The sequence below is a fragment of the Nonomuraea sp. NPDC001699 genome, assembly GCF_053596455.1.
On the sequence record NZ_JBSFGF010000005.1, the window covers coordinates 232,889 to 257,352 of the forward strand.

19 protein-coding genes and 2 tRNA genes are annotated in these 24,464 nt (G+C 70.0%); 5 read left to right on the forward strand and 16 right to left on the reverse strand.

All coding sequences use genetic code 11. From position 1 onward, the window contains the following. Positions 1 to 108: 108 nt before the first annotated feature. A tRNA-Thr gene (locus tag ACWCSU_RS17655) sits at positions 109 to 182 on the reverse strand. Between the two features lie 56 nt (positions 183 to 238). After that, the gene (locus ACWCSU_RS17660; RefSeq protein ID WP_449936041.1) at positions 239 to 1,759 is read right to left on the reverse strand and encodes an alpha/beta hydrolase; all 1,521 of its coding nucleotides are present in this window, start codon (positions 1,757 to 1,759) and stop codon (positions 239 to 241) included. A gap of 207 nt (positions 1,760 to 1,966) precedes the next feature. On the opposite strand from ACWCSU_RS17660, the gene ACWCSU_RS17665 reads away from it, so the two are divergent. Further along, the gene (locus ACWCSU_RS17665; protein ID WP_449936043.1) at positions 1,967 to 3,799 is read left to right on the forward strand and encodes a glycoside hydrolase family 15 protein; all 1,833 of its coding nucleotides are present in this window, start codon (positions 1,967 to 1,969) and stop codon (positions 3,797 to 3,799) included. A gap of 10 nt (positions 3,800 to 3,809) precedes the next feature. On the opposite strand, the gene ACWCSU_RS17670 is transcribed toward ACWCSU_RS17665, so the two are convergent. The 3 genes from ACWCSU_RS17670 to ACWCSU_RS17680 all read right to left on the reverse strand — a co-directional run bounded on the left by ACWCSU_RS17670 (position 3,810) and on the right by ACWCSU_RS17680 (position 6,436). Further along, the gene (locus ACWCSU_RS17670) at positions 3,810 to 5,177 is read right to left on the reverse strand and encodes an MFS transporter (RefSeq protein ID WP_357702158.1); all 1,368 of its coding nucleotides are present in this window, start codon (positions 5,175 to 5,177) and stop codon (positions 3,810 to 3,812) included. A gap of 160 nt (positions 5,178 to 5,337) precedes the next feature. Continuing rightward, positions 5,338 to 5,856 carry a hypothetical protein gene (locus tag ACWCSU_RS17675; RefSeq protein WP_364083946.1) on the reverse strand — a complete coding sequence of 173 codons (519 nt, stop codon included), beginning with the start codon at positions 5,854 to 5,856 and terminating at the stop codon, positions 5,338 to 5,340. An 85-nt stretch (positions 5,857 to 5,941) separates the two neighbouring features. Further along, a complete protein-coding gene (locus tag ACWCSU_RS17680; RefSeq protein WP_357702154.1) occupies positions 5,942 to 6,436 on the reverse strand; it encodes a DUF1269 domain-containing protein in 495 nt (164 codons plus the stop codon). Positions 6,437 to 6,711: 275 nt separating this feature from the next. On the opposite strand from ACWCSU_RS17680, the gene ACWCSU_RS17685 reads away from it, so the two are divergent. Continuing rightward, a complete protein-coding gene (locus ACWCSU_RS17685; RefSeq protein ID WP_364083940.1) occupies positions 6,712 to 7,071 on the forward strand; it encodes a hypothetical protein in 360 nt (119 codons plus the stop codon). Between the two features lie 32 nt (positions 7,072 to 7,103). On the opposite strand, the gene ACWCSU_RS17690 is transcribed toward ACWCSU_RS17685, so the two are convergent. From ACWCSU_RS17690 to topA, 9 genes are all read right to left on the reverse strand, one after another. Beyond that, positions 7,104 to 8,279 (reverse strand): AI-2E family transporter, encoded by a 1,176-nt coding sequence (locus ACWCSU_RS17690; protein ID WP_449936048.1) that lies wholly within the window; start codon positions 8,277 to 8,279, stop codon positions 7,104 to 7,106. 215 nt (positions 8,280 to 8,494) lie between these two features. Further along, a complete protein-coding gene (locus ACWCSU_RS17695) occupies positions 8,495 to 9,355 on the reverse strand; it encodes a PSP1 domain-containing protein (protein ID WP_449936409.1) in 861 nt (286 codons plus the stop codon). 120 nt (positions 9,356 to 9,475) lie between these two features. Beyond that, entirely contained in the window at positions 9,476 to 10,507 is a 1,032-nt protein-coding gene (locus ACWCSU_RS17700; RefSeq protein WP_449936050.1) for a permease-like cell division protein FtsX, read from the reverse strand. 8 nt (positions 10,508 to 10,515) lie between these two features. Then, positions 10,516 to 11,043 carry a SigE family RNA polymerase sigma factor gene (locus tag ACWCSU_RS17705; protein ID WP_449936051.1) on the reverse strand — a complete coding sequence of 176 codons (528 nt, stop codon included), beginning with the start codon at positions 11,041 to 11,043 and terminating at the stop codon, positions 10,516 to 10,518. Between the two features lie 219 nt (positions 11,044 to 11,262). Next, a complete protein-coding gene (locus ACWCSU_RS17710) occupies positions 11,263 to 12,441 on the reverse strand; it encodes a DNA polymerase III subunit delta' (protein ID WP_357702144.1) in 1,179 nt (392 codons plus the stop codon). Positions 12,442 to 12,450: 9 nt separating this feature from the next. Further along, positions 12,451 to 14,487 carry a dTMP kinase gene (gene tmk, locus ACWCSU_RS17715; RefSeq protein WP_449936053.1) on the reverse strand — a complete coding sequence of 679 codons (2,037 nt, stop codon included), beginning with the start codon at positions 14,485 to 14,487 and terminating at the stop codon, positions 12,451 to 12,453. A gap of 139 nt (positions 14,488 to 14,626) precedes the next feature. Further along, a complete protein-coding gene (locus ACWCSU_RS17720; RefSeq protein ID WP_449936054.1) occupies positions 14,627 to 15,202 on the reverse strand; it encodes a helix-turn-helix transcriptional regulator in 576 nt (191 codons plus the stop codon). Positions 15,203 to 15,274: 72 nt separating this feature from the next. Then, positions 15,275 to 16,495 (reverse strand): metallophosphoesterase, encoded by a 1,221-nt coding sequence (locus tag ACWCSU_RS17725; RefSeq protein ID WP_449936055.1) that lies wholly within the window; start codon positions 16,493 to 16,495, stop codon positions 15,275 to 15,277. Between the two features lie 148 nt (positions 16,496 to 16,643). Next, on the reverse strand, positions 16,644 to 19,328 hold the full coding sequence (gene topA / locus ACWCSU_RS17730) for a type I DNA topoisomerase (protein WP_449936056.1): 2,685 nt from the start codon (positions 19,326 to 19,328) through the stop codon (positions 16,644 to 16,646). A 189-nt stretch (positions 19,329 to 19,517) separates the two neighbouring features. On the opposite strand from topA, the gene ACWCSU_RS17735 reads away from it, so the two are divergent. Then, the gene (locus ACWCSU_RS17735; protein WP_125641854.1) at positions 19,518 to 19,703 is read left to right on the forward strand and encodes a DUF5703 family protein; all 186 of its coding nucleotides are present in this window, start codon (positions 19,518 to 19,520) and stop codon (positions 19,701 to 19,703) included. A 120-nt stretch (positions 19,704 to 19,823) separates the two neighbouring features. On the opposite strand, the gene ACWCSU_RS17740 is transcribed toward ACWCSU_RS17735, so the two are convergent. After that, positions 19,824 to 21,956 carry a chaplin family protein gene (locus tag ACWCSU_RS17740; protein ID WP_449936057.1) on the reverse strand — a complete coding sequence of 711 codons (2,133 nt, stop codon included), beginning with the start codon at positions 21,954 to 21,956 and terminating at the stop codon, positions 19,824 to 19,826. A gap of 208 nt (positions 21,957 to 22,164) precedes the next feature. Continuing rightward, complete coding sequence (locus ACWCSU_RS17745; RefSeq protein WP_449936412.1) at positions 22,165 to 22,728, reverse strand: hypothetical protein; 564 nt, start codon at positions 22,726 to 22,728, stop codon at positions 22,165 to 22,167. 369 nt (positions 22,729 to 23,097) lie between these two features. Between ACWCSU_RS17745 and ACWCSU_RS17750 the strand changes: the two genes are divergently transcribed. Both ACWCSU_RS17750 and ACWCSU_RS17755 read left to right on the forward strand, forming a co-directional pair. Continuing rightward, a tRNA-Leu gene (locus tag ACWCSU_RS17750) sits at positions 23,098 to 23,183 on the forward strand. A gap of 848 nt (positions 23,184 to 24,031) precedes the next feature. Further along, positions 24,032 to 24,448 carry a hypothetical protein gene (locus ACWCSU_RS17755; protein WP_449936058.1) on the forward strand — a complete coding sequence of 139 codons (417 nt, stop codon included), beginning with the start codon at positions 24,032 to 24,034 and terminating at the stop codon, positions 24,446 to 24,448. Positions 24,449 to 24,464 lie beyond the last annotated feature (16 nt).

Below are 24,464 nucleotides of genomic sequence, written 5' to 3' on the forward strand. Positions count from 1 at the left end.
CGCCGGGCGATGCCATCGACGGGCCTTGCCCGCTGCCTCGCAACGGCACTGCTGTACGGCCACGCAAAAGGCCCTCCCGGAACATCCGAGAGGGCCTTCAGAACTGGGAGCCGCCTTGGGGATTCGAACCCCAGACCCCTTCATTACGAGTGAAGTGCTCTGGCCGACTGAGCTAAGGCGGCGTGCCGTACGGCTTGAAGGAGTCTACAGGAGATCGAGGGGTTCTTGCTCCTCCTGATCACTGGATGCCGGGACAGATCACGCCATCTCCCGGCGGCACCCCCTCCACCAGATACCGATCGACGGCGTCGTCCACGCACGGCGAGCCGCCCCCGTACGCCGTGTGCCCGTCGCCGTCGTAACCGAGCAGCACGCCGGACCGGAGTTCCCCCGCCAATGCCCGAGCCCACCCGTACGGCGTCGCCGGGTCGCGTTTCGTGCCGACGACCAGGATCGGAGGAGCGCCCTCGGCGGTCAGCGGATGTGGCGAGAAGGTCGGCCGAGCCGGCCAGAAGGCGCACGGCAGCGACGACCACACGATGTACGGCCCGAACCGGGGCGCCTCCCTGGACGTCTCCGCCGCGTCCGTCGCGAAGGCCGCGGCCGTCGTCGGATACGGGCCGTCGACGCAGTTGACCGCCAGGCCGGCCTCCAGCTGGTTGGAGTAGGTGCCGTCGTCCTGCCTGCCCGCGAGCTGGTCGGCGTTCCGCAGCAGGAGAGAGCCGTCGCCCTTCAGCGCCCGGCGCAGCGCCTCGGTGAGCTCCGGCCAGGAGGCGCGGTCGTAGAGCGGCGTCAGCGCTCCGAGGGTGACCAGCGCCTCGCTGACCGGCCGCCCACCCCCTTCCAAGGGCCGGGCGTCGGCACGGCGGAGCAGGGCCCCGACCTCGTCCATCGCTGCTTCGACATCGCGTCCGGCGAACGGGCAGTCCCGGCCGCTCAGGCAGTCCTCGACGTATGCGCGCAGCGCCTTCTCGAACCCCACCGCCTGCTCCGCGTTCATCCGCACCCGCGAGCCAACCGGATCGAGGGCGCCGTCCAGCACGAGCGCCCGCACCTTGTCAGGGAACAGATCGGCATAGACAGCCCCGAGGAAGGTCCCGTACGACTTGCCGAGATAGGTGAGCTTCCGGTCGCCCAGGGCCTGACGCAGCCGGTCCAGGTCGCGGGCGACGTCCACGGTCCCGAGGTGGGGCAGCAGCCGGGCGGCGTGCTGCCGGCAGCCTGCCGCGAACCTCCGCGCCGCGGCCTCCAGTTCCCCTTGCTCCGCGGCGGTGTCGGGCGTGGTCTCCATGGCCACGAACGCGTCGAGCCGCTCGTCGTCGAGGCATTCGACCGGCGCCGACCGTCCCACCCCGCGGGGATCGAACCCCACGACGTCGAACCGCTCCCGCACCTTCGCGCTCACCGCGAGCCGGGCGGCCCTGGCGTACTCGACCCCGGAGGCCCCCGGCCCGCCGGGGTTCACCACCAGGGAGCCGAGCCGCGGCCCGCTCGCGGGCAGCCGGACGACCGCGAGCTCAAGCTGCTCACCGTCGGGCTCCCCGTGATCGAGCGGCACCCGCAACGCCGCGCACTCGAACCCGTCACCGCAATCGGACCAGCGGAGCCCTCGCACCGCCCGCTCCTCCCTGCCGCACCCGCCGGCGAGGAGCACCGCCGACACCGTGACCCCGGCCGCGACACCACGCGACACCGGCGCCCACCACGAACCGGACATAGGCAGCAGGGCGGAGGCCCGCCACGAGCGGTAGTCACGCACCCCACCACCCAACCACCGCCGGCACGGGACACGCCGCGGAACCCCCGGCGCTCACCAGGACGAGAAGGAACGGCCCTCCCCCGGATGACTTCACGTCAAGTCAGGAGTTAGCCTGAAAAGACTGCTCCGTTCCCCCCGGGCACGGTCGCTCAGGCGACACGTCCGGAGGCAGTCGTCCGGTATGTCCGGCGAACAACGGAGGCATCCATGAACGGCTACCCGCAGATCGCGGACCACGGCATGATCGGAGACCTGCAGACCGCCGCGCTCGTCTCCGGCGACGGCACCATCGACTGGTGGTGCACGCCCCGGTTCGACTCCCCGAGCCTCTTCGCGTCCATCCTCGACAGCGGGCGCGGTGGGCACTGCCGGCTGGCCGCCGACGTGGACCGGGCCGACGAGACGACCGTCCGGCAGCTCTACCTGCCGGACACCGCCATCCTCGTCACCCGTTTCATGGGCCCCGGCGGCGTCGGCGAGGTCGCCGACTACATGGAACCGAACACCTCCGCCACGCCTTCCGGCCGGCACCGCCTGGTGCGGCTCGCCCGGGTGGTCCGCGGGAGCCTGCCCTTCACGTTCACCTGCCGTCCCCGCTTCGACTACGGGCGGGCACCGCACACGCTCGCCCTCCACGACGAGCGATCAGCGGTCTTCCAGGGCCCTGGCACGAACCTGCACCTGCAGGCCGCCGGCCCCATCACCCTGCGCCCCGACGGCGAGGACGTCGTGGCGGACTTCACCCTCCAGGCCGGCCAGACGGCCGCGATCGTCCTGACCAGCGACAGCGACGGCGACCAGCCCGTGCCGCCCGTTACCCCCGACAGCGCGCGCGACAGCTTCGAGACCTGCCGTGACTTCTGGCACGACTGGCTGCGCGCGTCCCGGTACCGGGGTCGCTGGCGTGACATGGTGAACCGTTCGGCGATCACGCTCAAGCTCCTGACGTACGCGCCCACCGGCGCCCCGATCGCCGCCGCCACGATGGGACTGCCGGAGCAGATCGGCGGCGAGCGCAACTGGGACTACCGCTACACCTGGGTCCGCGACGCCTCCCTGTCCGTCCGCGCCCTGATCGACCTCGGTTTCGTCGAGGAGGCCCAGGCTTTCCGTACGTGGCTGCGTGAACGCCTGATCGTCGGCCGCGCCTCGGGTGAGCCGCTGCAGATCATGTACCGGATCGACGGAGATCCCCTGTTGACCGAGGAAGTGCTCGGCCACCTGGAGGGATACCGGCAGTCCCGGCCGGTACGGGCCGGGAACGCCGCCGCCGACCAGCTCCAGCTCGACATCTACGGTGAGGCCGCCGACGCCCTGGCCCAGGCCCAGGAGGTCGGCGGCATCCGCGGCTGGCGGTCCTTCGCCAAGCTGCTCGACTGGCTGGCCGACACCTGGGACCGTCCCGACGAAGGCATCTGGGAGACCCGTGGCGGGCGCCAGGAGTTCACCTACAGCCGCCTGATGACCTGGGTCGCCTTCGACCGCGGCATCCGGATGGCCACCGCCTACTCCCGTCCCGCCGACCTCGTCCGCTGGAGGAGTGTCCGGGACGCCGTCTTCGACCAGATCGTCGACCGTGGGTGGAACTCCGAGCGGCAGGCGTTCGTCCAGCACTACGGCACCGACGTGCTGGACGCGTCGCTGCTGCTCATGCCCCGGGTCGGGTTCATCTCCCCCCGCGACCCGGCCTGGCTGAGCACCCTGGACGCCATCGACAAGGAACTGGTCAGCGACAGCCTCGTCTATCGCTACGACCCGGCCGCGTCCCCCGACGGCCTGCGCGGATCGGAAGGCACCTTCAACCTGTGCAGCTTCCTCTACGTCGAGGCCCTGGCCCGCGCCGGACGGCTCCAGCAGGCCCGGTACGCCTTCGACAAGATGCTCACCTACGCCAACCACGTCGGCCTGTTCGCCGAGGAGATCGGCCCGTCGGGCGAGCAGCTCGGCAACTTCCCGCAGGCGTTCACCCATCTGGCGCTCATCGCGGCGGCCATCGCCCTCGACGAACAACTTGAGGGCGCCGCCCCGGACGGGCGGTGAACCTCATGGCCTACCGAGCGGGCAGCCGGATCGCGGCGCCCAGCCCCACCAGGGCGAAGATCGCAAGAGCGATCATGGCGAGCGCATAGGACCGGTTCCCCTCGGCCAGCCCGGAGATGAGGATCGTGCCCGCGATCGCCGTGCCGAACGACGAGCCGAGGTTGGACACGCTGCGCGACAGCCCGGAGATCTCGCCCTGTTGCTCCTCGGGAAAGCTGGACTGCACGACGTTGACCGACGGGGTCAGCATCACGCCCACGCCCAGCCCGATGAGCAGCAGCCCCGGCACGAAGGCGACGACCCTCGACGACGCCCCGACCAGGGCGAGCAGGACCGCGATCCCGGTCACGGTCATGGCGAAACCCGCCGAGATCAGGTTCTTCTGGGAGTGCTTCCTGGTGAGCCGCTCCGCCGCCAGCGACGTCAGCAGGACCCCCACGGTCGCCGACGTGAAGATGACGCCCGTCTGGATCGCGTTGTACCCGCGGACCTTCTGCAGGAAGACCGCGACGACGAAGGACGTCCCCATGAGCACCAGCCACTGCATGTTCTGGGTGACGAGGCCGAGATTGGACGTGCGGTTCCGGAAGAGCCGGGTCGAGAGCAGCGGCTCCTTCCCCGCGCGTTCCCGAGCGCGGATGTGCAGGAGGAACCAGACCAGGAACCCGGCCCCGACGACGAGGAACGCCACCATCAGCACGGCGTTCTTGCTCGCCTGGAGGATCCCGAACACCACGAAGAACATGCCGACGGCCGACAGGACCGCCCCGGCGCCGTCGAAGGGACGGGTCGGATCCGGCGCCACCGGGTCGGCGATCCGGCGGCTGAGGAAGACGATCACCGCGACGACCACCGCCTGGAAGACGAACGCGGCCCGCCAGGTGATCGCCGTCGCGATGAATCCGCCGATCAGCGGGCCCGCCGCCGCTCCCACCCCGCCCAGTCCGCTGATCAGGCCGAAGGCCCTGGCCCGCGACCGCAGATCGTCGAACGCCATCGTCGCGAGGATGTAGACGGGCGGGATCAGCAATGCGGTCCCGACGCCCTCAAGGACCGAGTTGCCGACGATCAGCACTGCCAGGCTGGGTGAAAAGGCGCTGGTCAGAGCGCCGATCCCGTACAGGGTGAGCCCTGCGAGGAAACACCTCTTGCGTCCCCAGCGGTCGGTCAGCTTGCTGCACGGGATCATCAGCACGGCCATGATCAGCAGGAACAGCGTGATCGTGCTCTGCACGCCCTCCACCGTGGTGTCCAGGTCCCGGCCGATGTCGTTGATCATCACGTTCATGTTCGAGCCGGCGAAGCTGCAGATGAACTGGGCCAGCGCCAGAGGGGCCAGAGGGCTCTTCGCGAAGGCGTCCGGGCCGGTGCCGGTCACGTTCCGCCCCGCCGGTGCAGCCCACCGCCCGGACCGGCGCGGAAACCCTCACGGACGGGATCGCCGCGGCACATCGTCCACCTCCCTCGATCCGAAACTCACTGGGACTTCCGCCCCGGGAAGCTCCCGGCACACCACGCGGCGGACCGGCCACCCCGGCTCAATGCTGGAACGCGGCCTTCAGCACCACGATGACCAGCCCGAGCAGCAGATTGACCACGCTCGTGACCAGGACCATCCGAGACGAGGCACCGATCCCCACGGCCGCCGCAGCCGACCAGCCGACCTGCCCGGCCACCGCGACCGCGATGGCCAGCCACGCCGTGCCCTGCGGTTCGAGACCCAGCAGCGGTCCGACGGCCACGGCGACGGCCGGCGGCACGGCCGCAGTGACGATCGGCCATTCCTCGGCGCAGGCCCGGCGGATGTCGGCCACGCTCATGCTCTGGAAGACCGCACGGGCGCCGAACAGGCGGGCGTGCACATGAGCGGCCCAGAACACCACGCTGGTCCCCAGCAGCAAGACGATCATCTCCAGGCGCGGGAACCTGCCGAGCGACGCGGTGCCCGCCACCACCGAGGCGGCGAGCAGTGATCCGTAGACGGCACCGGTGTAGTCCTTGTGGGCGCCGCCGGCCGGCGACCGATGACCGTCGGCCGGATCGGGCACCTTCCCCATGGCGACCTCTCTCGGTGGTGGCCGCGCGGTCAGCGAGGCTCGGCCGTGCGCGCCACGGATCCGTGGTGGCGCGAGACGGTTCCGTTCACCGGGCGCCGGTCCCCTCCATCATCTCGCGCAGCTGCGCTTCCTCCTCGCGGTTGAGCGAGGTCTGGATGACATGCCCGCCGTACGACTGGATCTGCGGGATCACCTTGTCCGGGGTGCTCTGCACGACCAGGACGAACAGCGCGGCGGTGCCGGGTTCCAGCGTGTCGGCGAGCTCCCTCATGAACTCGTCGTTGACGCCGGCGTCGGTCAGCGCTCCAGCGGCCGCTCCGGTGGCGGCGCCCAGCGCCATGCCGAACAGCGGCATGAAGAACAACAGCCCGATCAGGCCACCCCACACCGCTCCGCCGGCCGCCCCCATGCCGGTCGTCCCCTTGGTCTGGAGCAGCTTGATCGTGCCGTCGGCCCGGCGTTCGACGATGGCCATGTCCTCCATCGTGATCAGGTTCTGCCGTTGCAGGTCGGCGAGGCGATCACGTACGGCGATGGCGGTGGCGACGTCCGGGTAGGAGATCGCGATGAGGTGGCTCATGGGGCTGTTTCCTTCTGATCGGTTGCGTCGACGAACAGGTGGTCCAGAGGGCAGCACCCCACATCACGGCACGTACGGGGGCAACCTCTGCCAGACCCGCCCTCCCTGCTTCTGATCCCCCCTTTCCGATCGGGCGGCCACCGCGAGGAGGCAAAAGATTTCCATGGGGCAAATCTGTGCAGCCTTTCGGATTCGGCCCCCAGCACGCCGAGAAGGCATCGGCCAGGCAAACGGAAGCAGGGCCTTTTCATGCCCGTCGTCGAGGGTGAGCGGCCGTGGTCACGGGGACCATCCACTTCGCCCTCTTTCTGGTGAGGCGTGATGGAGAGGCGGGGGCTGCCATGGGCTGTTTGTTCGCGGTTTTTGCGGGGCTGTTTCCACGACTCGCCGTCTTCATCATCTGGGTGGCGCGGCCCGCGCTGGTGAGCGCCGCCTTCGACACCTGGATCTGGCCCCTGCTCGGCCTGATCTTCCTGCCGTTCACCACGTTGATGTACGTGATCCTCTACATCCCCGGTGTCGGACTCAGAGGAGTGGACTGGTTCTGGATCGCCGTGGCGGTCGTGCTGGACCTCGTCCACTGGGTCGGCACCGCGACCCAGCGTCGCCGGATCCCCGGCTATCCCCAGGGCTGACCGGCCCCCCGCTCCACCCGCCGGAGGGCACGTCACTTCGGCGGCGGCGCACCGTGCCCGCCCTTCGGCGGCGGCGCTTCCCCGGGTCCGCCCTTCGGCGGCGCCGCTTCGGCGGCCATGACCTCCCGGAACTCCTGACGCGTGGCGAACGTGTCGACCAGCGACAGCAGCATGGCCACCACCGGGATGGCCAGCAGCGCACCCATCGCGCCGAACAGCGACGCCCCCAGGATCACGGCGGCGAAGGACACCCCGGGATGGATGTCCACCGCCCGCGAACTGATCTTCGGCTCCAGCGTCAGGTTCTCCACCTGCTGGTACACGATGCCCCAGGCCAACGCGGCCACGCCGATCCAGGGCCGGGACGAGACCAGCCCCACCACCACCGGCAGGGCGATGGAGATGTAGGTGCCGATGGTGGGCACGAGCTGGGCGACCAGCCCCGTCCACGCCCCGAGCGCCAGCCAGGAGGGCATGCCGAGCAGCAGGAACACCAGGGCCGAGGCCGTGCCGTTGATGGTGGCCAGAATGAGCCGGGAGGAGACGTAGCCGCCGGTCTTGATCATGGACACGTCCCAGACGCTGATGAAGACCTGCTGGACCCGGCCGGGCAGCAGCTGCGCGAGCCACCGGCGCAGCCTCGGCCCGTCGGCCGAGAAGTAGAACGTCAGCAGCGCCAGGGTGAACAGGTTGAACACCGTTCCGGTTACCGTGCCCAGCAGACCCAGGATCCCGCCGAGCGCACCCTGCGCGTACTCGGCCGCCTGCTGCGGGGTGAGGTTGATGGAGTGGAGGATGTCGGAGATCTCGTAACGGGTGCCGAACCGGGTGTTGACCCAGTCGACGACGCCGGTGATGACCTCGGGCAGGGCCTTCAGCAAGACCGCGACCTGTTGCACGAACATGCTGCCGAACAGCACGAGGAAGATCACGAAGGCCAGGATGAACAGCGTCATCACCAGCAGTGTCGCCCTGCCCCGTGGCATGCGCCGCGACATGCGGCGCACGGCGGGCTCCATGGCCAGCGAGAGGAACCACGCCATCACCAGCATGGCGATCAGCGGACCCGCGTCGGTGAGCACGAACCGGAGGAAGAAGGCCACCGCGACGACGGCCGCCACGGCGAGCCCGGCCCGCCAGACGTTGGCAGGCGACAGCAGCACCTGCACCGCGGGCACGCCGCCGCTCGACTCCACCGGCTTCTTCATGGCTGGCTCTCCAGGCTCTGGAACCCACCTCCCGTGACTGCGCGCGGACGGCGGCCCTCGGCGCGTCCAGCCAGTGGCTTGAGCTGCGTCGTACACGGAAGCGACGCACCCAACGTACGACGGCCGACCGCTCCAGCCCGGCATCTACCGCCTGCTCGGCTTGTCCGCGGACGAGCCGAGCCGAGCATCACCTGGACCAGAACGGGATGAGTTGTCTAGCTTTCCTCCCCTTCGCCGGAAGACTGCTGATCGGCTGGTTCCTCCTGGGTGCCGTACATCGTGTCGTGCTGGATGCGAGGCGAACACACCGACGCGGACGGGCACGCGCAGCGCCTCCCGCCGTCGTCCAGGCGCACCGTCACCGTGTCGCCCGGGACGTTGTGCCCCGTCACGACCCCGTCGCCCTGAGGCGTGCTCACCCGGCTTCCCGCGCGAGGCATTCTGTACCGGCTCTCGACGTACAGCGGGTGCTCGTACTTCAGGCAGCACATGAGCCGCCCGCAAGCTCCCGCGATGCGCAGTGGATTGACCGGAAGGTCCTGGTCCTTCGCCATGCGCACGGACACCGGCTCGAAGTCCTTCAGGAAGGTGGCGCAGCACAGGTCACGGCCGCAGGGACCGATGCCGCCCTGCAACCGCGCCTCGTCCCGGGGGCCGATCTGCCGCAACTCGACCCTGGCCCGCAAGTTACGGGCCAGGTCGCGGACCAGGGCCCGGAAGTCGACCCGATGAGGGGCCGAGAAATAGACGGTGTAGACGTTGTCCTGGTCGAGATAGTCGATGCCGACGACCTTCATCGGCAGCCCATGTCGTTTGATCAGCTTCTTGGACACGCTGCGGGCCTCGGCCCTGCGGCGTTTGTTGGACTCGTCGCGCGAGAGGTGTTCCTCTTCCGCCGGCCCCGCGCACACGGGCAGACCGTCGATGTCCTCGCTCGTGTACTGCGGCGCCCACACACACTCCGCCACCTCGGGACCCGAGTCGGTCGGCACCAGCACCTTGTCGCCGACCTTGGGGGCGTGCCCGCCCGGATCGAGGTAGTAGAGCCTCCCGTAGCGCGTGAAGCTCACGGCCATGATCATTCCCATGGGCTAGAGCTCGCCTCCCTGACGGCCTCGGGGGTTGTTACGGCCTTCCGTTGCCACACTACGTGGGTCCACCCGGCGAACGTGAGGGGCACCGAGCCCGATCTTGAATCAGCCGCCCTCCCGGCACCACTTGTCCTTCGGCAGACTCACCCGGTAGCCGGTCAGGGTCAGCCTCTCGATCAGGCAACGCTGCACGACGACGGATGCGACGCCCCGCTGATGCCTCAGGGTCTTGACCAGCCCGCTCCAGTCGTCGAGCTCCGACCTCATGCGCAGCCGGTACGACTCCGGCATGTCCTCGACCCTGGTGGCGGCGACCAGGGCCTTGTTGTCCTCGTACTCGCGCTTGAAGTTCTCGTACGCCGACGTCTGGTCCTCGTAGAAGATGGACTTCACCTGCTTGGACGCCTTCAGCAGCGCGAGGACCTTGTCCTTCTGTCTCGTCGTGATCCCCTTTCCCTCCTTGATGACCTGCTCGCCGTCCGATGCTCGTTCGGCACCGCAGGTGGGCAGCGCCGTGCCGTCCTTGCAGAGGAAGACGCTGATCTGAGCCTCCGATGGCCGAAGGGAGACAGCAGCGGGCACCAGGTCGATGTCCTCGATCCCGGGGAGCCGGGCAAGTGCCTGCTTCACCTTCACCGGATCCGTGCCGGGCTCAAGTCGCAGCCGGAACGACGCATGCAGGTCGTCGGCCGTCACCGCGTCGAGCACCTGCTGATTGTGCGCGAAATCCTGTCGGAAAGCAGCGAGGACCGCCTCCCGGTCGAAGAACGTCACCGAGACGACGCCGGGCACCTCCTTCGCCGCCACCTCGATCGACTTCGCCTGCTCGGGTGTGACGTCCTGCCCCTTGCAGGACGGCGCCTTCCCACTGGCCGTCCTCGAACAGAGATAGATCGTCAACTCCGACGAATCGGACCGCCCATCGGTGGGAGCGGCCAGCGTCACCACGTGCTCGTCTCCTCGAACCCCCAGCCAGACGGCGGTCGTCGCCCCCGCGAGCACCACCGCCACGGCCGCGCTCACCAGCCGCAGGTCCATCCGGCTCCGGCGCCGCTCGGGCGCCCGCAGCGGCTTGAGCGCGCCCGTGTCGACCGTCGCGCCCGCCTCGACGAGCGCCTCCCGCAGTCTGTCTTCCATCGGGCTGTTCATGATTCCTCCCCAAGCGCCCGGCCGAGGGCGGCGAGCCCTCGCGCGATCGTGGACCTGGCCGTGCTCGCGTTGACGCCCATGGTCTCGGCGATCTCCTGGTCGGACAGATCGAAGTAGTAGCGCAGGGTCAGCGCCTCGCGCTGCCTGCGCGGCAGCTCCCGCAGGGCGAGCAGCACCTCGCGCCGTTCCTCGCCCAGCAGCGCGGCGCTCTCGGCCGACCAGACCGGCGGCTCGTAGGGCACCGCCCGCCGGAACACCGTCGCCCGTCTGCGCAGGACGGACCGGCACCCGTTGAGCACGGCGGACCGCACATAGGCCAGCGCCCTGTCGGCCTCCCGCAGGCGGGCCCGGCCGGCGTGCGTACGTGCGAACGCCTCCTGCACGACGTCTTCGGCGGTGGCCTGATCACCGACCATGATCAAGGCGAGCCGCACGAGGCCCACATGATGTTCGGCGAAGATCGACGCCACATCGACCCGCTGCCGCTCCAGGGCCTGTTGTTGGGAGAGCAGTTCGACTTCCACGCTACAGAGACGCCTCACGGGCTCGTCTGCTGCTCCGGTCACCCGGATATTTTCCGCCCGCACGAGATCTCCCGGCAGGTGAACCCTCAGACGACCCGGAACCGGGACATCGAGCAGTCCGGCGTGCGGCGCACCGCGTTCATGAGCATCGAGGGGTCGCCGTCACCACCGCCGTCGGATCACGAAGGCGAGCCGCCGCAGGCAGGGGCCGCGACCAGGTCAGGCCGCCGCACGCAGCGACAACATCATCGCCTCCACGGCCATCTGCGGGTTGACGTTGGCGCCCAGCCGTTCCCGGCACCGCATGATCGCGTCGATCCGCCGCAGCGTCTCCTCCGGCGTGGACGACTTGGCGAGCTGGTCGAGGTCGAACCGGATGTCGTCGTTGGCCAGCTCCACCCCCGCCCCGAACTGCATGGCCAGCACGTCACGGTAGAACGACACCAGCTCCAGCAGCGCGGCGTCGAGAGAGTCCCGCTTGATGCGGGTGGCCCGGGACTTCTGCCGGTCCTCCAGCTCCTTGAGGGCTCCGGCCCCGCCGCGCACCAGCCCCCGGTTGAGCCCCTTGCCCGTGGACCCCTCGCCGTAGAGCTTGCGCAGCTCGGATGTCTCGTTCTCGTTGAGCGCCGCCGTGGCCGCCGCGGCCTCTTCCTCGGCCGTCTTGACCAGGCGTTCGGCGGCGGAGATGCACTCGCCCACGCCGGTCAGCGAGCGCGGGATGCCCAGCACGGCCTCCCGCCGGCGACGGGAGCCCTCGTCGAGGGCCAGCGACCGCGCCCTGCTGATGTGCCCCTGCGCGGCCCGGGCGGCGAACGCGGCGGTCTCCCACGGCACGCTGTCACGCGTGGCCAGCACGTGCGCGACGGCCTCGGTGGACGGCGTGGCCAGCGTGACCTGGCGGCAGCGCGACCTGATGGTGATCATGAGGTCGTCGGGGGCAGGCGCGCACAGCAGCCAGACCGTGCGCGCCGGCGGCTCCTCGATGGCCTTGAGCAGGGCGTTGGCCGCCGACTCGGTGGCGCGGTCGGCGTCCTCGAACAGGATGACCCGCCAGCGGCCCTGGGTGGGGGCGCCCGCGGCCCGCAGGATGAGCTCGCGGGTCTGCTTGACGCTGTAGGACAGCCCCTCCGGACGGACGGACTCCAGGTCGGGGTGGGAGCCGATCAGCACCTGGTGGCACTGGTCGCAGTGGCCGCAACCGCCGTCGGGGCACAGCAGCGCGGCGGCGAAGGCGCGCGCCGCCTCCTCCCGGCCCGACCCCGGCGGGCCGGTGAACAGCCAGGCGTGCGTCATGCCGGCGCCGCGACCGCCCCTGACGGCCTCGCCGGCCGCCGCAGCGGCCCGCGACAACACCGAGATCGCCTGGTCCTGCCCGACGAGGTCATCGAAAACCGTCACGGGGTAAGGCTAGTCGCGGATGGCGGGCATCGTGCCCGTGGCGTCTTCGGACTCCCGGGGAACCGGGTCGGGCAGGATCTCGCGAATGCGGTCCTGGATCTGGCGGGTCAGCACCTCGGGCGCCATCGTGCCGTCGACCACGAGGTAGCGGCCTGGATCGGCGGCGGCCAGCGCGCGGAACTCCTTGCGCACCCGCTGGTGGAACTCCAGCGGCTCGGACTCGATCCGGTCGGCCGCCCCGCCCAGCCGGGTCAGCCCCACCTCGGGCGGCGTGTCGATGAGCACGGTCAGATGCGGTACGAGCCCGCCCGTCGCCCACGCGTTGATCTTGGAGACGTCTTCGGGATCGAGCGCCCGGCCGGCGCCCTGGTAGGCCAGCGACGAGTCGACGTAGCGGTCGCTGATCACCAGCGAGCCCCGGTAGAGCGCCGGGCGGATCACCTTCTCGACGTGCTCGGCCCGGTCGGCCGCGTAGAGCAGGGCCTCCGAACGGGCCGACAGGCCACGCTCGGCCGCGTCGAGCAGGATGGCCCGCAGCCGCATGCCGATCTTGGTCGAGCCGGGCTCCCGCGTCTGGACCACGTCGTAGCCCTGGTCGCGCAGCCAGATGGCGATCAGCCGCGACTGCGTCGTCTTGCCCGAGCCCTCGCCGCCCTCGAACGCCATGAACAGCCCCGGCACGTGCTCGGCCGGCTCGGCGGGGTAACGCTCGCCGCGCACCGCCGCGATCAGGTCGGCCGAGAGCGAGACGCCCTTCCTGTCGTCCATGTGGCGCAGCGCCAGGATACCGACGGCCACCGCGAGCACGCCGCCGATGACCAGCACCAGGTTGGTGCCGTCGAACCGGTAGGCGATCGCGCCCAGGCCGAACTCGTGGGCGCCGAACAGCGCCGCCAGCGGGTTGGCCACCGCCACCACGAGCAGCAGCGTCACCCGCGCGGTGGACTGCAGGAACGAGAACGTGCGCCCGCGCAGCGTGTCGTCGACCTCCAGCCCGATCAGGGTGTAGCCGATGATCCACGCGATGCCCGCGCACGCCCCGAGCAGCACCGTCAGCATGACCACGATGGGCAGGTTGTGGATCAGCGCGATGGCCACGAGCACCAGCCCGGCCACGGTGATGGCCAGGCCGAACAGCCGCCGCCGCGACAGCCCGTGCAGCAGCCTGAGGCCGACGAACATGCCCAGCGCCATGCCGACGAAGACCGCGCCGAACACGACGCCGTAGGCCGCGTCGCCGCCGCCGAGGGCCACCACGTAGATCTTGGCCACGCCGACCACGGCCCCACCCGCGGCGAACGCGCCCAGCATGCCGATGATCAGCCCGCGCACGAGCCGGTTGCCGCCCACGAACCGCCAGCCCTCGACGATCTGCTTGAGCACCGAGGGCGTCGAGATCGTGCCGTCGCGCCTGGGGATGCCGCGCAGCGTGAAGATCAGGAAGGCCGACACCAGGTAGGCCAGGGCATTGACGATAAGTGCCGGGGCGGTCGGGTCCATGCCGCCGAGCAGCGGCAGGACGCTGCGGCCCATGTCGCCGACCAGGGACAGCGCGGCGAACAGCAGGGCCGCGATCGGCGCGCTGCCGTAGGTGACCAGCAGGTTGAGCCGGTTGGCGGATTCGAGCTGGTCCTTGGGCACCAGGTTGGGCACCGTGGCGTCCTTGGCGGGGACCCAGAACAGGTTGACGCACTCGACCAGGACGGTCGCGACGATCACCCACTGGTACGTGCCGATGACGGGGATCGACAGCACGACCGCGAACCTGGCCAGGTCTGCCGTGAACATGGTCAGCCGCCGGTCGAACCGGTCGGCGAACACCCCGGCCAGCGGCCCGAGCAGCACCGCGGGCAACATCTTGGCGATGAACACGCCGCCCACGGCCAGCGACTGCATGCGGTAGTCGCCCTGGTTGAGGTTTCCGGCGAGGGCGGTCAGGGCCAGGATGTTGAGCCAGTCGCCGAGACTGCACACCGACATGGCCGTCCAGAGCCGGCGGAACGGCGCATGGGCCAGCACATTCGCGGCGCGCCTAGGGGCAGTCATGATTTCAGCGTATCCAGGTGTCGGCCGGACATGGGAAGACAAGAAGACAACGCGGAATTACCCGCTTGTCCGTGGCTGAGGGTATTACGGAGTCGGGTCTGCGCGCAGGTCGCGCACTCGGAACAGCCCACCGAAATCATCATCGATTCATTACTCCGGCCTCTTGTCTGATCTCCTCCACCAGAGGGGACCAGGCGGCACGGACGGCCGACGGCAGGGCCAGCTCGCCCCAGAGCTCGACGAGCAGCGCGCCGTCGACGTGGTCGAGCAGATCGGCGGGACCGCCCTCGCACAGCAGCGCCGAGTAGGCCGCCCGGCGTTGGCCGCGATCGGCCAGGTCGTAGACCCGGCCGCCGAACCGCAGGACCCCCAGCGCCGCGGCCACCGGCAGCCGCCGCAGCCGGCTCGGGACGTGGAAGCTACGACCGGCCGCCGTCTCCACGGCGAACTCGACCTTGGGCTCAAGCGCCAGCCGGAACCCGGCCGCGTCGAGGATGCGCCCGGCCGTCTCCAGCGTCGGCGACTTCCTGCCGTGCTCGTAGGCGGACAGTGTGGTGCGCGAGGTGCCACTCCTGCTGGCCAGCGCCTTCTGGTTCATGCTCGCCGCGTGGCGGGCCTGCCGGAACAGCAGCCCGCCGCGCCTGGCCCAGAACGCGACGTCGGGCGCGAGCGCGGCCGCCTGGCGCAAGGCACCTTCGGCGGGAGAGGAAACCATGATCACCTCCTGCGAGTATCCGGTCGGATACTACGCCAGGATGACACCACGTGGCCACCGCGTCGCGCAAAGTCAGGAGCGCAGCTCCAGCATAGTGATCTCCGGCGGCGCTCCGACCCGTACGGGCGGCCCCCAGAACCCGGCACCCCTGGTGACGTACACCTGCACGCCGTCGATCGTGGCCAGGCCGGACACGACGGGCTGTTGCAGGCCGACCACCAGGTTGAACGGCATGATCTGCCCGCCGTGCGTGTGCCCCGAGAGCTGCAGGTCGACGCCGAACCCGGCGGCCTGCTCCACCTGTACGGGCTGGTGCGCGAGCAGCACCGTGGACCGCCCCGGCTCACGTCCGCCGAGCGCCTTGCCGAAGTCGGGCCCGTCGCCCGTGGCCTCGCCGTTGAGGTCGTTCACCCCGGCCAGGTCCAGTACGGCGCCCTGGTGCGTGATCTCCACGCGCTCGTTGCGCAACGAACGGACGCCGAGCTGGTCGAGCTCCTCGACCCATTCCTGGGGGCCGTTCTGGGTGTAGTACTCGTGGTTGCCGGTCACGAAATATGCCCCGTAGCGGGACTCAAGGCTCTTCAGCGGTCTGGCCAGGGCGCCCAGTTGGGCGACGGACCCGTCCACCAGATCGCCGACGATGGCCACCACGTCGGGACGCAGGCCGTTGATCATCCTGACGATGCGCTCGGTGTGGCCGATGCCCGTGAGCGGGCCCAGGTGGATGTCGCTCACCACGGCGAAGCGCAGGCCGTTCAGCCTCGGGTCGAGCTTGGGCAGTGTGACCCGCACCGGCTCCAGGACGGGGTCGCCCAGGGCGCGGCTCACGCCGTAACCGACCGTGCCCAGCGCGCCGACCCCGGCCACCACCGCGGTGGTGCGTCCCAGGAAAAGCCGCCTGCTCATGGGCGGCTCGGCCGCGGGCGGCGCGGGGACGGCCGCCACCGCGGGAACCGGGCTCGCCATGACCGGGACCGGCTCCGCCGCCGCCACCGTCCTGCGCTCGCGCCTGCGGATGAGCACCGAGGCGACGGCCCGCGGCACCTCCAGCACGAGCAGGAACACCACGAGGTAGAACATCAACGCCACCCACAGGTAGCCCGGCCAGGCCAGCCAGTTGCCCAGCTCCATCCGCGTCCCCACGAACGTGGCCACCACGAGCAGGACCAGCCCGACCAGGCCCCAGGTCAGCGCCTTGCGGGCACGCCCGGGGCGGGTCGCGGAGCGCACCATGCGATGCCACAGATACAGGTGCGCCACCAGGACCAGAGCGACGAAGACCAGCACGATCACACGTCGATGCTACTGACGACTTGTCGCCGGCTTCTCCGCGGTGCCACTGACGATTCACCGCCCCCTTCGCGGTGCCGCCTACGACCCGGCCGCCGCCCCCTTCGCGGTGCCGCCTACGATCCGGCCGCCGGCTCCTTCGCGGTGCCACTCACGATTTGGCCGCCGGCTTCTTCGCGGTCGTCTTCTTCGCCGGCGCCTTCCGCGTGGTCTTCTTCGGCGCGGGCGCCCGCTCGCGGCGCTCGGCCAGCAGCTCGGCGGCCCGCTCGATGGTGATGTCCTCGACCGTGTCGCCCTTGCGCAGCGAGGCGTTCGTCTCGCCGTCGGTCACGTAGGGGCCGAAACGCCCCTCCTTGACCACCACGGGCTTCTTCGACGCCGGATCGTCGCCCAGCTCCCGCAGCGGCGCCGCCGCCGCGGCCCGCCGACCACGCTGCTTGGGCTGCGCGAACAGCTCCTTGGCCTGCTCGATCGTGACCGTCAGCAGGTCCTCTTCGGACGTGAGCGAGCGGGAATCGGTGCCCTTCTTGATGTACGGCCCGAACTTCCCGTTGTGCGCCACGACCTCCTCGCCGTCGAGCTCGCCCACGACCCGCGGGATCGCCAGCAGCTTGAGCGCGTCGTCGAGGGTGATCGTGTCCAGCGACATCGTCTTGAACAGGGAGCTGGTGCGCGGCTTGGGGGCGTCTGCCTTCTTCGTCCGCTTCTTCGGCGCCTCGTCCTCGGCCGGCTCGGGCAGGATCTCCGTCACGTACGGCCCGTAACGGCCGTCCTTGGCCACGATCGTGTGCCCGCTCACCGGGTCGCGCCCCAGCTCACGGTCGCCGGTGGGCCGCGAGAACAGCTCCTCGGCCTTCTCCGCCGTCAGCTCGTCGGGCGTGGTGTCCTCCGGGACGTTGACCCGCGCGCCGTCCCTGTCCAGGTACGGCCCGTAACGCCCGACCCGCAGGACGATGTCCGTGCCCCTGATCGGGAACGAGCTGATCTCCTTGGCGTCGATGTCGCCGAGGTCGGTGACCATCTCCTTCAGGCCCTCGTCGCCGTCGCCCGCGCCGTAGTAGAACCGCTGCAGCTCGGGCACCCGCTCGGCGCGGTCGTTGGCGATGTCGTCGAGCACCTTCTCCATCTCGGCCGTGAAGTCGTAGTCGACCAGGTTGCCGAAATGCTGCTCAAGCAGGTTGACCACGGCGAAGGCCAGGAACGACGGCACCAGCGCGGTGCCCTTCTTGAACACGTAGCCGCGGTCGAGGATCGTGCCCATGATCGACGCGTACGTCGAGGGCCGCCCGATCTCCCGGTCTTCCATCTCCTTGACCAGCGACGCCTCGGTGTAGCGGGCGGGCGGCTTGGTCGAGTGGCCGGCCACGTCGAGCCGCGACACGGTCAGCGCGTCGCCCTCGGCCAGGTTGGGCAGCCGCTTCTCGGAGTCGTCGCGGTCGGTCGAGGGGTCGTCGGCCCCCTCCACGTACGCCTTGAGGAAGCCGTAGAAGGTGATCGTCCGGCCGGAGGCGCTGAACTCGACGTTCTCGCCGGCGGCCGAACGGCCGCTGACCTTGACGCTGATCGACTCGCCGACCGCGTCCTTCATCTGCGAGGAGACCGTGCGCTGCCAGATCAGCTCGTAGAGGCGGAACATGTCGCCGGACAGCCCGGTCTCGCCCGGCGTGCGGAACTCCTCGCCGGAGGGCCGGATCGCCTCGTGGGCCTCCTGCGCGCTCTTGACCTTGCTGGTGTAGACGCGCGGCTTGTCGGGCACGTACGCGGCGCCGTAGAGCTTGATGGCCTGCGAGCGGGCGGCCGCGATGGCGGTCTCCGACAGCGTGATGCTGTCGGTACGCATGTAGGTGATGAACCCCTGCTCGTACAGCCGCTGGGCGACCTGCATCGTGTACTTGGCGGAGAAGCCCAGCTTCCGGCTGGCCTCCTGCTGCAACGTGGTCGTCCGGAACGGCGCGTACGGCTTGCGCGTGTACGGCTTGCGCTCGACGGACTTGACCGAGAACGACGTGCCCTGGAGCCTGCCGGCCAGCTCACCGGCGGCGGCCTCGGACAGGTGGAGCACGTCGGCCGTCTTGAGCTGCCCGGTGCTGGCGAAGTCGCGCCCCTGGGCCACCCTCTTGCCGTCGACCGAGCTCAGCGTCGCGGTGAAGTCACGCGGCCGCTCCTCGGGCTTGCCGGAGTCGAACAGCGCCTGCAGGTCCCAGTAGTGGGCCGAGGTGAACGCCATGCGCTCCCGCTCGCGCTCCACCACCAGCCGCGTCGCCACCGACTGCACCCGGCCGGCCGACAGCCGCGGCTTGACCTTCTTCCACAGGACCGGGCTGACCTCGTAGCCGTAGAGGCGGTCGAGGATGCGGCGGGTCTCCTGGGCGTCGACCAGGCGGAGGTTGAGATCGCGCGGGTTCGCGACGGCGTCGCGGATCGCCTGCGGCGTGATCTCGTGGAACACCATGCGGTGGACGGGCACGGTCGGCTTGAGTACCTCGCGCAGGTGCCAGGCGATCGCCTCGCCCTCACGGTCCTCGTCAGTGGCCAGGTAGAGTTCGTCGGCGCCCTTCAACAGCTGACGCAGCTTGCTGACCTGCGCCTTCTTGTCGGGGTTGACGACGTACAGCGGCTCGAACCCGTGCTCGACGTTCACGCCGAGGCGCGCCCAAGGCTCCTTCTTGAACGCCTCGGGGATGTCGTCGGCCCGCTCCGGCAGGTCACGGATGTGGCCGATGCTGGACTCCACCGTGTAGCCGGCGCCGAGGTATTTCTCGATCGTCTTCGCCTTGGCGGGCGACTCGACGATCACCAGGCGTGTTCCGCCGGAGCTGCCGTTCTTGGCTGGCACGCTGCTTCCTACCTCACTGTTCGCTTGCAATCCCCCTACCGGGAGTCGGCATAGATCTGAAAGGTAACCCGACTCGCGGAAATTTCCTTCCCCCGGGCTACCCACTAGCTTCCGGGTCCACCCACAAGCACGCAGAATAAGGCCCATCGAGCGGCATGGCGCCCTGACTCACCCTGGAGACTAATCGTTGTGCTCGACTACTCCTACATGGATATCTTCATTCCGCGCGACCTCACTCGCGAAGCCGCACGTCAACTGCTGACCGAACATGCAGAGTACGGCCAGTGGGAGCTCGCGCGGGTGCGGGTGCACCCCGACGGGAGCCGGCACGTACGGCTGCGCCGCAAGGTCATCCGTGTCCGCAGCACGCTCTGAGCCTGGACATGGCTTTGCCCGCCCCGGGCCGCGCCCCCGGAACGGGCAAAGCATCTATCGCCTACCACTCACGGCGGCGAGCGGTAGCGGTATCTGCGGTTACCTGTCTATGCCGTATATCTACTTACGGCCGAACCGGAACCGGCGAGCGGTCGCGAACAGCGTGGCCGAAGCGGCGAACATCGAGCCGAGCAGCAGCGCGAGCAGCGAGCTGGAGTTCATCCCGGTGAGACCGGCGGGCTGGGCGGCGCTCATCAGGCCCAGGTTGCCGACGGGCAGGCCACCGGTGGCGGAGGTCACGGCGCCGCCGACCGGGGTGGAGGTGAGCAGGTCAGTGGCCGGCGAGAGCGGCGACGAGGGGCGCGGCGGCGCCTTGCGCACGTTGTCGGCCCTGTCGGCGAGGTGACGCTTGCCGGGCCGGGTGGGCACCCGGTTCTGCGACGGCTTGGCCGGCACCTCCACGTTGCCGGGCGCGGCCTGCGTCGGAGCCTGCGCCTGGCCGGGGAGGCCGGGCAGCTCGGGAAGGGCGGGCAGGCCCAGCGTCTTGGAGGCGTCGTCCACGAGCGGCAGCGAGGAGAGGCCGCCGCCGACCGGCAGGCCCGAGCCCTGGAGCTGCTGCGTCACGTTGCCGGGAACCGGCAGGCCACCCACGTTCGGCACACCGCCGACGTCGGGCACGCCACCCACGTTCGGCACGCCGCCGACGTCGGGCAGCGCGGACCCGCCGCCGACGCTGTTGAGCGCGGGGACGGCGGGCACCGCGGGCAGCAGCCCGCTCTTGGCCGCGGCCGTGTGGCCGGTGGAGCGCAGGAACTGGTTGTAGCCGCCGCCCGGGTAGCCCGGCTTGCCGACGTGCGCACCGCCGAGGCAGCCCGCCGCGGCGTCGCCCAGCACGGCCACCGCGTTGCCGCAGACGTTGACCGGAGCCGTGATCGGCGCGACCACCTGGTTGCCGCTCAGCACGCCCGAACGCCCCGAGGTGTGGTTGCCGCCGCCGCCCACGCCGTCGTGCGGCCAGACGGTCGCGCTGCCCTTGCAGTGGGCGTTGGAGGCGCCGAGCACCGCGGCCGCGTTGCCGCAGACGTTGAGCGGCGCGGTGATCGGCGCGATCACCTGGTTGCCCGCTCCGACGCCCGACTGCCCGGAGGTGTGGTTGCCACCGGCGCCGCGGCCGCCGTTCTTGACCGACACGACACCCCTGCACCCGGCGAACGCCTTGCCGAACGCGGCCACCGCGTTCCCGCAGACGTTGACCGGAGCGGTGATCGGCGCGATCACCTGGTTGCCGCTCAGCACGCCCGAACGCCCGGAGGTCGTGTTCCCGCCCGCTCCCGAACCGGCGCGGGTGTTCAGCACCGTCGCGCCGCCCCGGCAGTTGGCCACCGCGTTGCCGACGGCGTTGCCGCAGGCCGTGATGGGCAGGTTGACCGGCGCGATCACCTGGTTGCCGCTGCCCGCGCCGTAGCGCCCGTCGGTGTCGTTGCCCGTGGAGCCCGGCGCGGCCATGTGGTGCAGCCAGCCGCCGCCCGAGTTGGTGACACTGGCGCCGCCCTGGCAGCCCGCGAACGCCCGTCCGAACACCGCCACCGCGTTGCCGCAGATGTTGACCGGCGCGTTGACCGGCGCGACCACCTGGTTGCCGCCCAGCGCGGAGGAGCGCCCGGACGTACGGTTGCCCCCCACGCCCACGCCGCCGTTGTGCACGGCGGCGCCGCCCTTGCAGCCCGCGGTCGCGTCGCCGAAGATGGCCAGCGCGTTGCCGCAGGCGTTGATCGGAGCCGTGATCGGCGCCGTGAGCTGGTTGCCGCCGATGAGGCTGGAGTCGCCCGAGGTCTGGTTGCCGCCGGCGCCGCCCTTGCCCTTGTTGTGGACGGTCGCGCCGCCCCGGCAGCCCGCGTCCGACCTGCCGAACAGGGAGATCGCGTTGCCGCAGGCGTTCAGCGGCGCGGTGATCGGCGCGTTGACCTGGTTGCCGCCGAGCACGCTGGAGTTTCCGGAGGTGCGGTTGGGGATGTCGCTCGGGCCGACGTTCTCGACCGAGGCGCCGCCCTGGGAACCGGCGGTCGAGTGGCCGGCCGCGCCGACGGCGTTGCCGCTGATGTCGATGGGCAGGTTGATCGGCAGGTTGACCTGGTTGCCGCCGCCGACGGAGGAGTCTCCCGAGGTGTCGGCGAGGGCCGCGCTGCTGCCGAACGACATGACCGCGACCGCCAGAAGGGCCGCAGGGGTGGATGCTCTAGCCCACGTACGCATGCTGAATGCTCCTAGTGGTTCTTGGGGGGATACCTGAAACGGTTCGCGGGCAGCCGAGGCCGTGCGAGGACGTGCGAGGTCGCGCACAGCGGTGACCTCGGATTCGCGAACAGGTTGACTGACGTCTCACCCGCCGACGGAGGGGAAATGACCACGCTCCGCCGCCGCTCTCCGGACGGGTCGTCCGGGGCGTGCCTGGATGGCGGGATCAGTCAGGTGAGAAGGAAGGGTCGTCCGCCGCTGTGCGGACGACGGGGGGCAGCACGCGCGCCATGACGGCGGGCTGGTACTGCAGCCGCGGGTCGACACCGGACCTCGCGACATCCCCCATACCGGGCCCGAACGGGCCACTGCCACCACCGTTGGGCACCAATCCGTTGGTGTCCAAGATCTTTCCGGCGGAGGATGGTGGTGGCAGACCAGGATCCTGCTGGCTGTTGAGACCGTCCACGGTGCGCCCCGCCATCGCCTCGGCGTTGTCCGACGCCGAGAGCTGAACGGGGACCGAAAGAGGAGCCGGGGCCGCGTCGGCGGCTCCTGTGGTGGCCGCGGTGGCATCCGCGGCCGCCGGAGCGGCGGACATCATGCCGAACACGACGGCGAGCAGCCACCCGGCCGCCACGAGGGCGCCCATCGTGACCGCTCGCACGACAACTCCGCGAGCGCCGGCCGCGAACCGCGCCATCCGGTCGGCCCGCTCGGCGGTCGTGCCCTGTTCCTGGAACGTCATGTCCTGTTCCGGGAACGTCGTGTCCTGATCCGGGAACGTCATGGGCACGCGGCGCACAGCGAGGGACGACGCCCCCGACTGTCCGACCTTCGTGCGTGCCACCTGATCTCCCAGCTTCCGGAACCGGCCTCACATCGTGAGGCCGGTCCGTGGACTCACCCCTCAACGATCCGTAACCGTAGCAGCACCCAAAGTTGCCGCAAGGGTTTTTCAGCAGAGACCCCGAAAAAGGCCAAGGACACGCGGGCCCGCTTCACGTGAGACACCTGGAAGGGTCATCCCGGGGGTGCGGCCGGGGGCGCCGGGCAGGTGTCGCCGGCCGCTGTGCCGATACTTGGTATGACTCACCCCCCAGAGTTTGCTAACCTTACGGAGCCGACGCGAGATGACGGTCCCGCGTGCAGGCACCAAGTCCGGGTGGCGGAATAGGCAGACGCGCTAGCTTGAGGTGCTAGTGCCCAGTGATGGGCATGGGGGTTCAAGTCCCCCCTCGGACACACACCGCACGCACATGTGGGGGCTCCGGCTGGATCCGGGCCTCCACATATTGCTTTTTCCGGGTAGTACATGAGCTTCAGGCCGAGCCGGACGTAGAGTTCCGCCTTGTCGTCGGGGTCCGCTTCGGAGACCAGCCGCACGAGATCCCCGACTTCTTCGATCATCGACCTGATCTCCGCGACGGTGACGCCTTGTGCAGCCGGGACAGCCTTCACTGTTCACCTATATCGTCCGGATCGCGCTGACCATGGTCGTGATCGTGGCGGCGCCCCTTGCGTTGATCTTGCACGCGTTGCCGATGACCGAGAGGCTTGCCCAGCTGTGGTGGCGGGCGCCGCGATCGCACCACACCACCTACCGATCTCCGCGCCACCGAACTGCTACCGGACGGCCCCTCCGCCACCAGCACACCACCGGGGTTCCCGACCGGACGCGCCGGCTACGGGCTCGCTCTCCGCGCCCTCGCCGACGACGCGCCACCCACTACCACCTGGGACGCACGTCCTTTGCTGCGCCGACCTCGACAGGCCTCCGCCCAGATGACGCCTCCGCACCCTGATACAGCATCCGCGCCCAGTTCGCCGACTGGAACACCGCCGAGCAGGCCGCCGCAACCGACCTCGGCCCGCGCTTGGACCACCTCCAGGACCGCAAGCTGATCGGCGAGTGGTGGTTCATCCGCAAGCCCCCATGCTGGCGGCTCCGGCTACGCCCGCTCGGCAACCTCGTCCCCGAAGCGAAGGCCTTTCGAGCGAAAGCTCCGATCCAGGGCCGTAACACCGTTGATGTGGGACTGCATAATCAAGGGGAGCCCATCTCGTCGGCAGCCTTTCGTACAGGAGGTGCGATGGATGTTGTGGCCGTGGCCAACCAGGTCATGCCGTACGTGATGTCGGCCATTGCGGCCTACGGGACCGCCGTGCTGACCAAGACGCAGGACCTGGCCGCCGACGAGTCCGTGAATCTGGGCAAGCGGCTGCTCGAACGTTTCACCAAGCGCGATGAGAGCCGGGCGCAGATCGAGGCCGCGGTGCAGGACGTGGCCGAGGTCCCCGACGACGAGGACTTCCCGGCGGCTCTGCGCGTACAGCTCAAGAAGGCGCTCGCCGTCGACCCCGTGCTGGCCGAGGACGTGGTCCAACTGCTCGGTTCGGCCCCCACGCCGTCGGTCAGCCAGAGCGTGGCCGGAAGCAGGATCGGGGGCGACAACATCCAGATCGGACAAGCACGTGACGTCCACATCGGGCGGCGATCCGAGACGTAGACACCATGACGGCTCA

Coding starts and splice junctions, on each gene's coding strand:
- ACWCSU_RS17720 (WP_449936054.1), bottom strand. CDS start 15,202: ATGGTTTCCTCTCCCGCCGAAGGTGCCTTGCGCCAGGCGGCCGCGCTC.
- ACWCSU_RS17690 (WP_449936048.1), bottom strand. CDS start 8,279: ATGAAGAAGCCGGTGGAGTCGAGCGGCGGCGTGCCCGCGGTGCAGGTG.
- ACWCSU_RS17740 (WP_449936057.1), bottom strand. CDS start 21,956: ATGCGTACGTGGGCTAGAGCATCCACCCCTGCGGCCCTTCTGGCGGTC.
- tmk (WP_449936053.1), bottom strand. CDS start 14,487: ATGACTGCCCCTAGGCGCGCCGCGAATGTGCTGGCCCATGCGCCGTTC.
- ACWCSU_RS17700 (WP_449936050.1), bottom strand. CDS start 10,507: ATGGAAGACAGACTGCGGGAGGCGCTCGTCGAGGCGGGCGCGACGGTC.
- ACWCSU_RS17695 (WP_449936409.1), bottom strand. CDS start 9,355: ATGGCCGTGAGCTTCACGCGCTACGGGAGGCTCTACTACCTCGATCCG.
- ACWCSU_RS17665 (WP_449936043.1), top strand. CDS start 1,967: ATGAACGGCTACCCGCAGATCGCGGACCACGGCATGATCGGAGACCTG.
- ACWCSU_RS17675 (WP_364083946.1), bottom strand. CDS start 5,856: ATGGGGAAGGTGCCCGATCCGGCCGACGGTCATCGGTCGCCGGCCGGC.
- ACWCSU_RS17755 (WP_449936058.1), top strand. CDS start 24,032: ATGGATGTTGTGGCCGTGGCCAACCAGGTCATGCCGTACGTGATGTCG.
- ACWCSU_RS17680 (WP_357702154.1), bottom strand. CDS start 6,436: ATGAGCCACCTCATCGCGATCTCCTACCCGGACGTCGCCACCGCCATC.
- ACWCSU_RS17745 (WP_449936412.1), bottom strand. CDS start 22,728: ATGACGTTCCCGGATCAGGACACGACGTTCCCGGAACAGGACATGACG.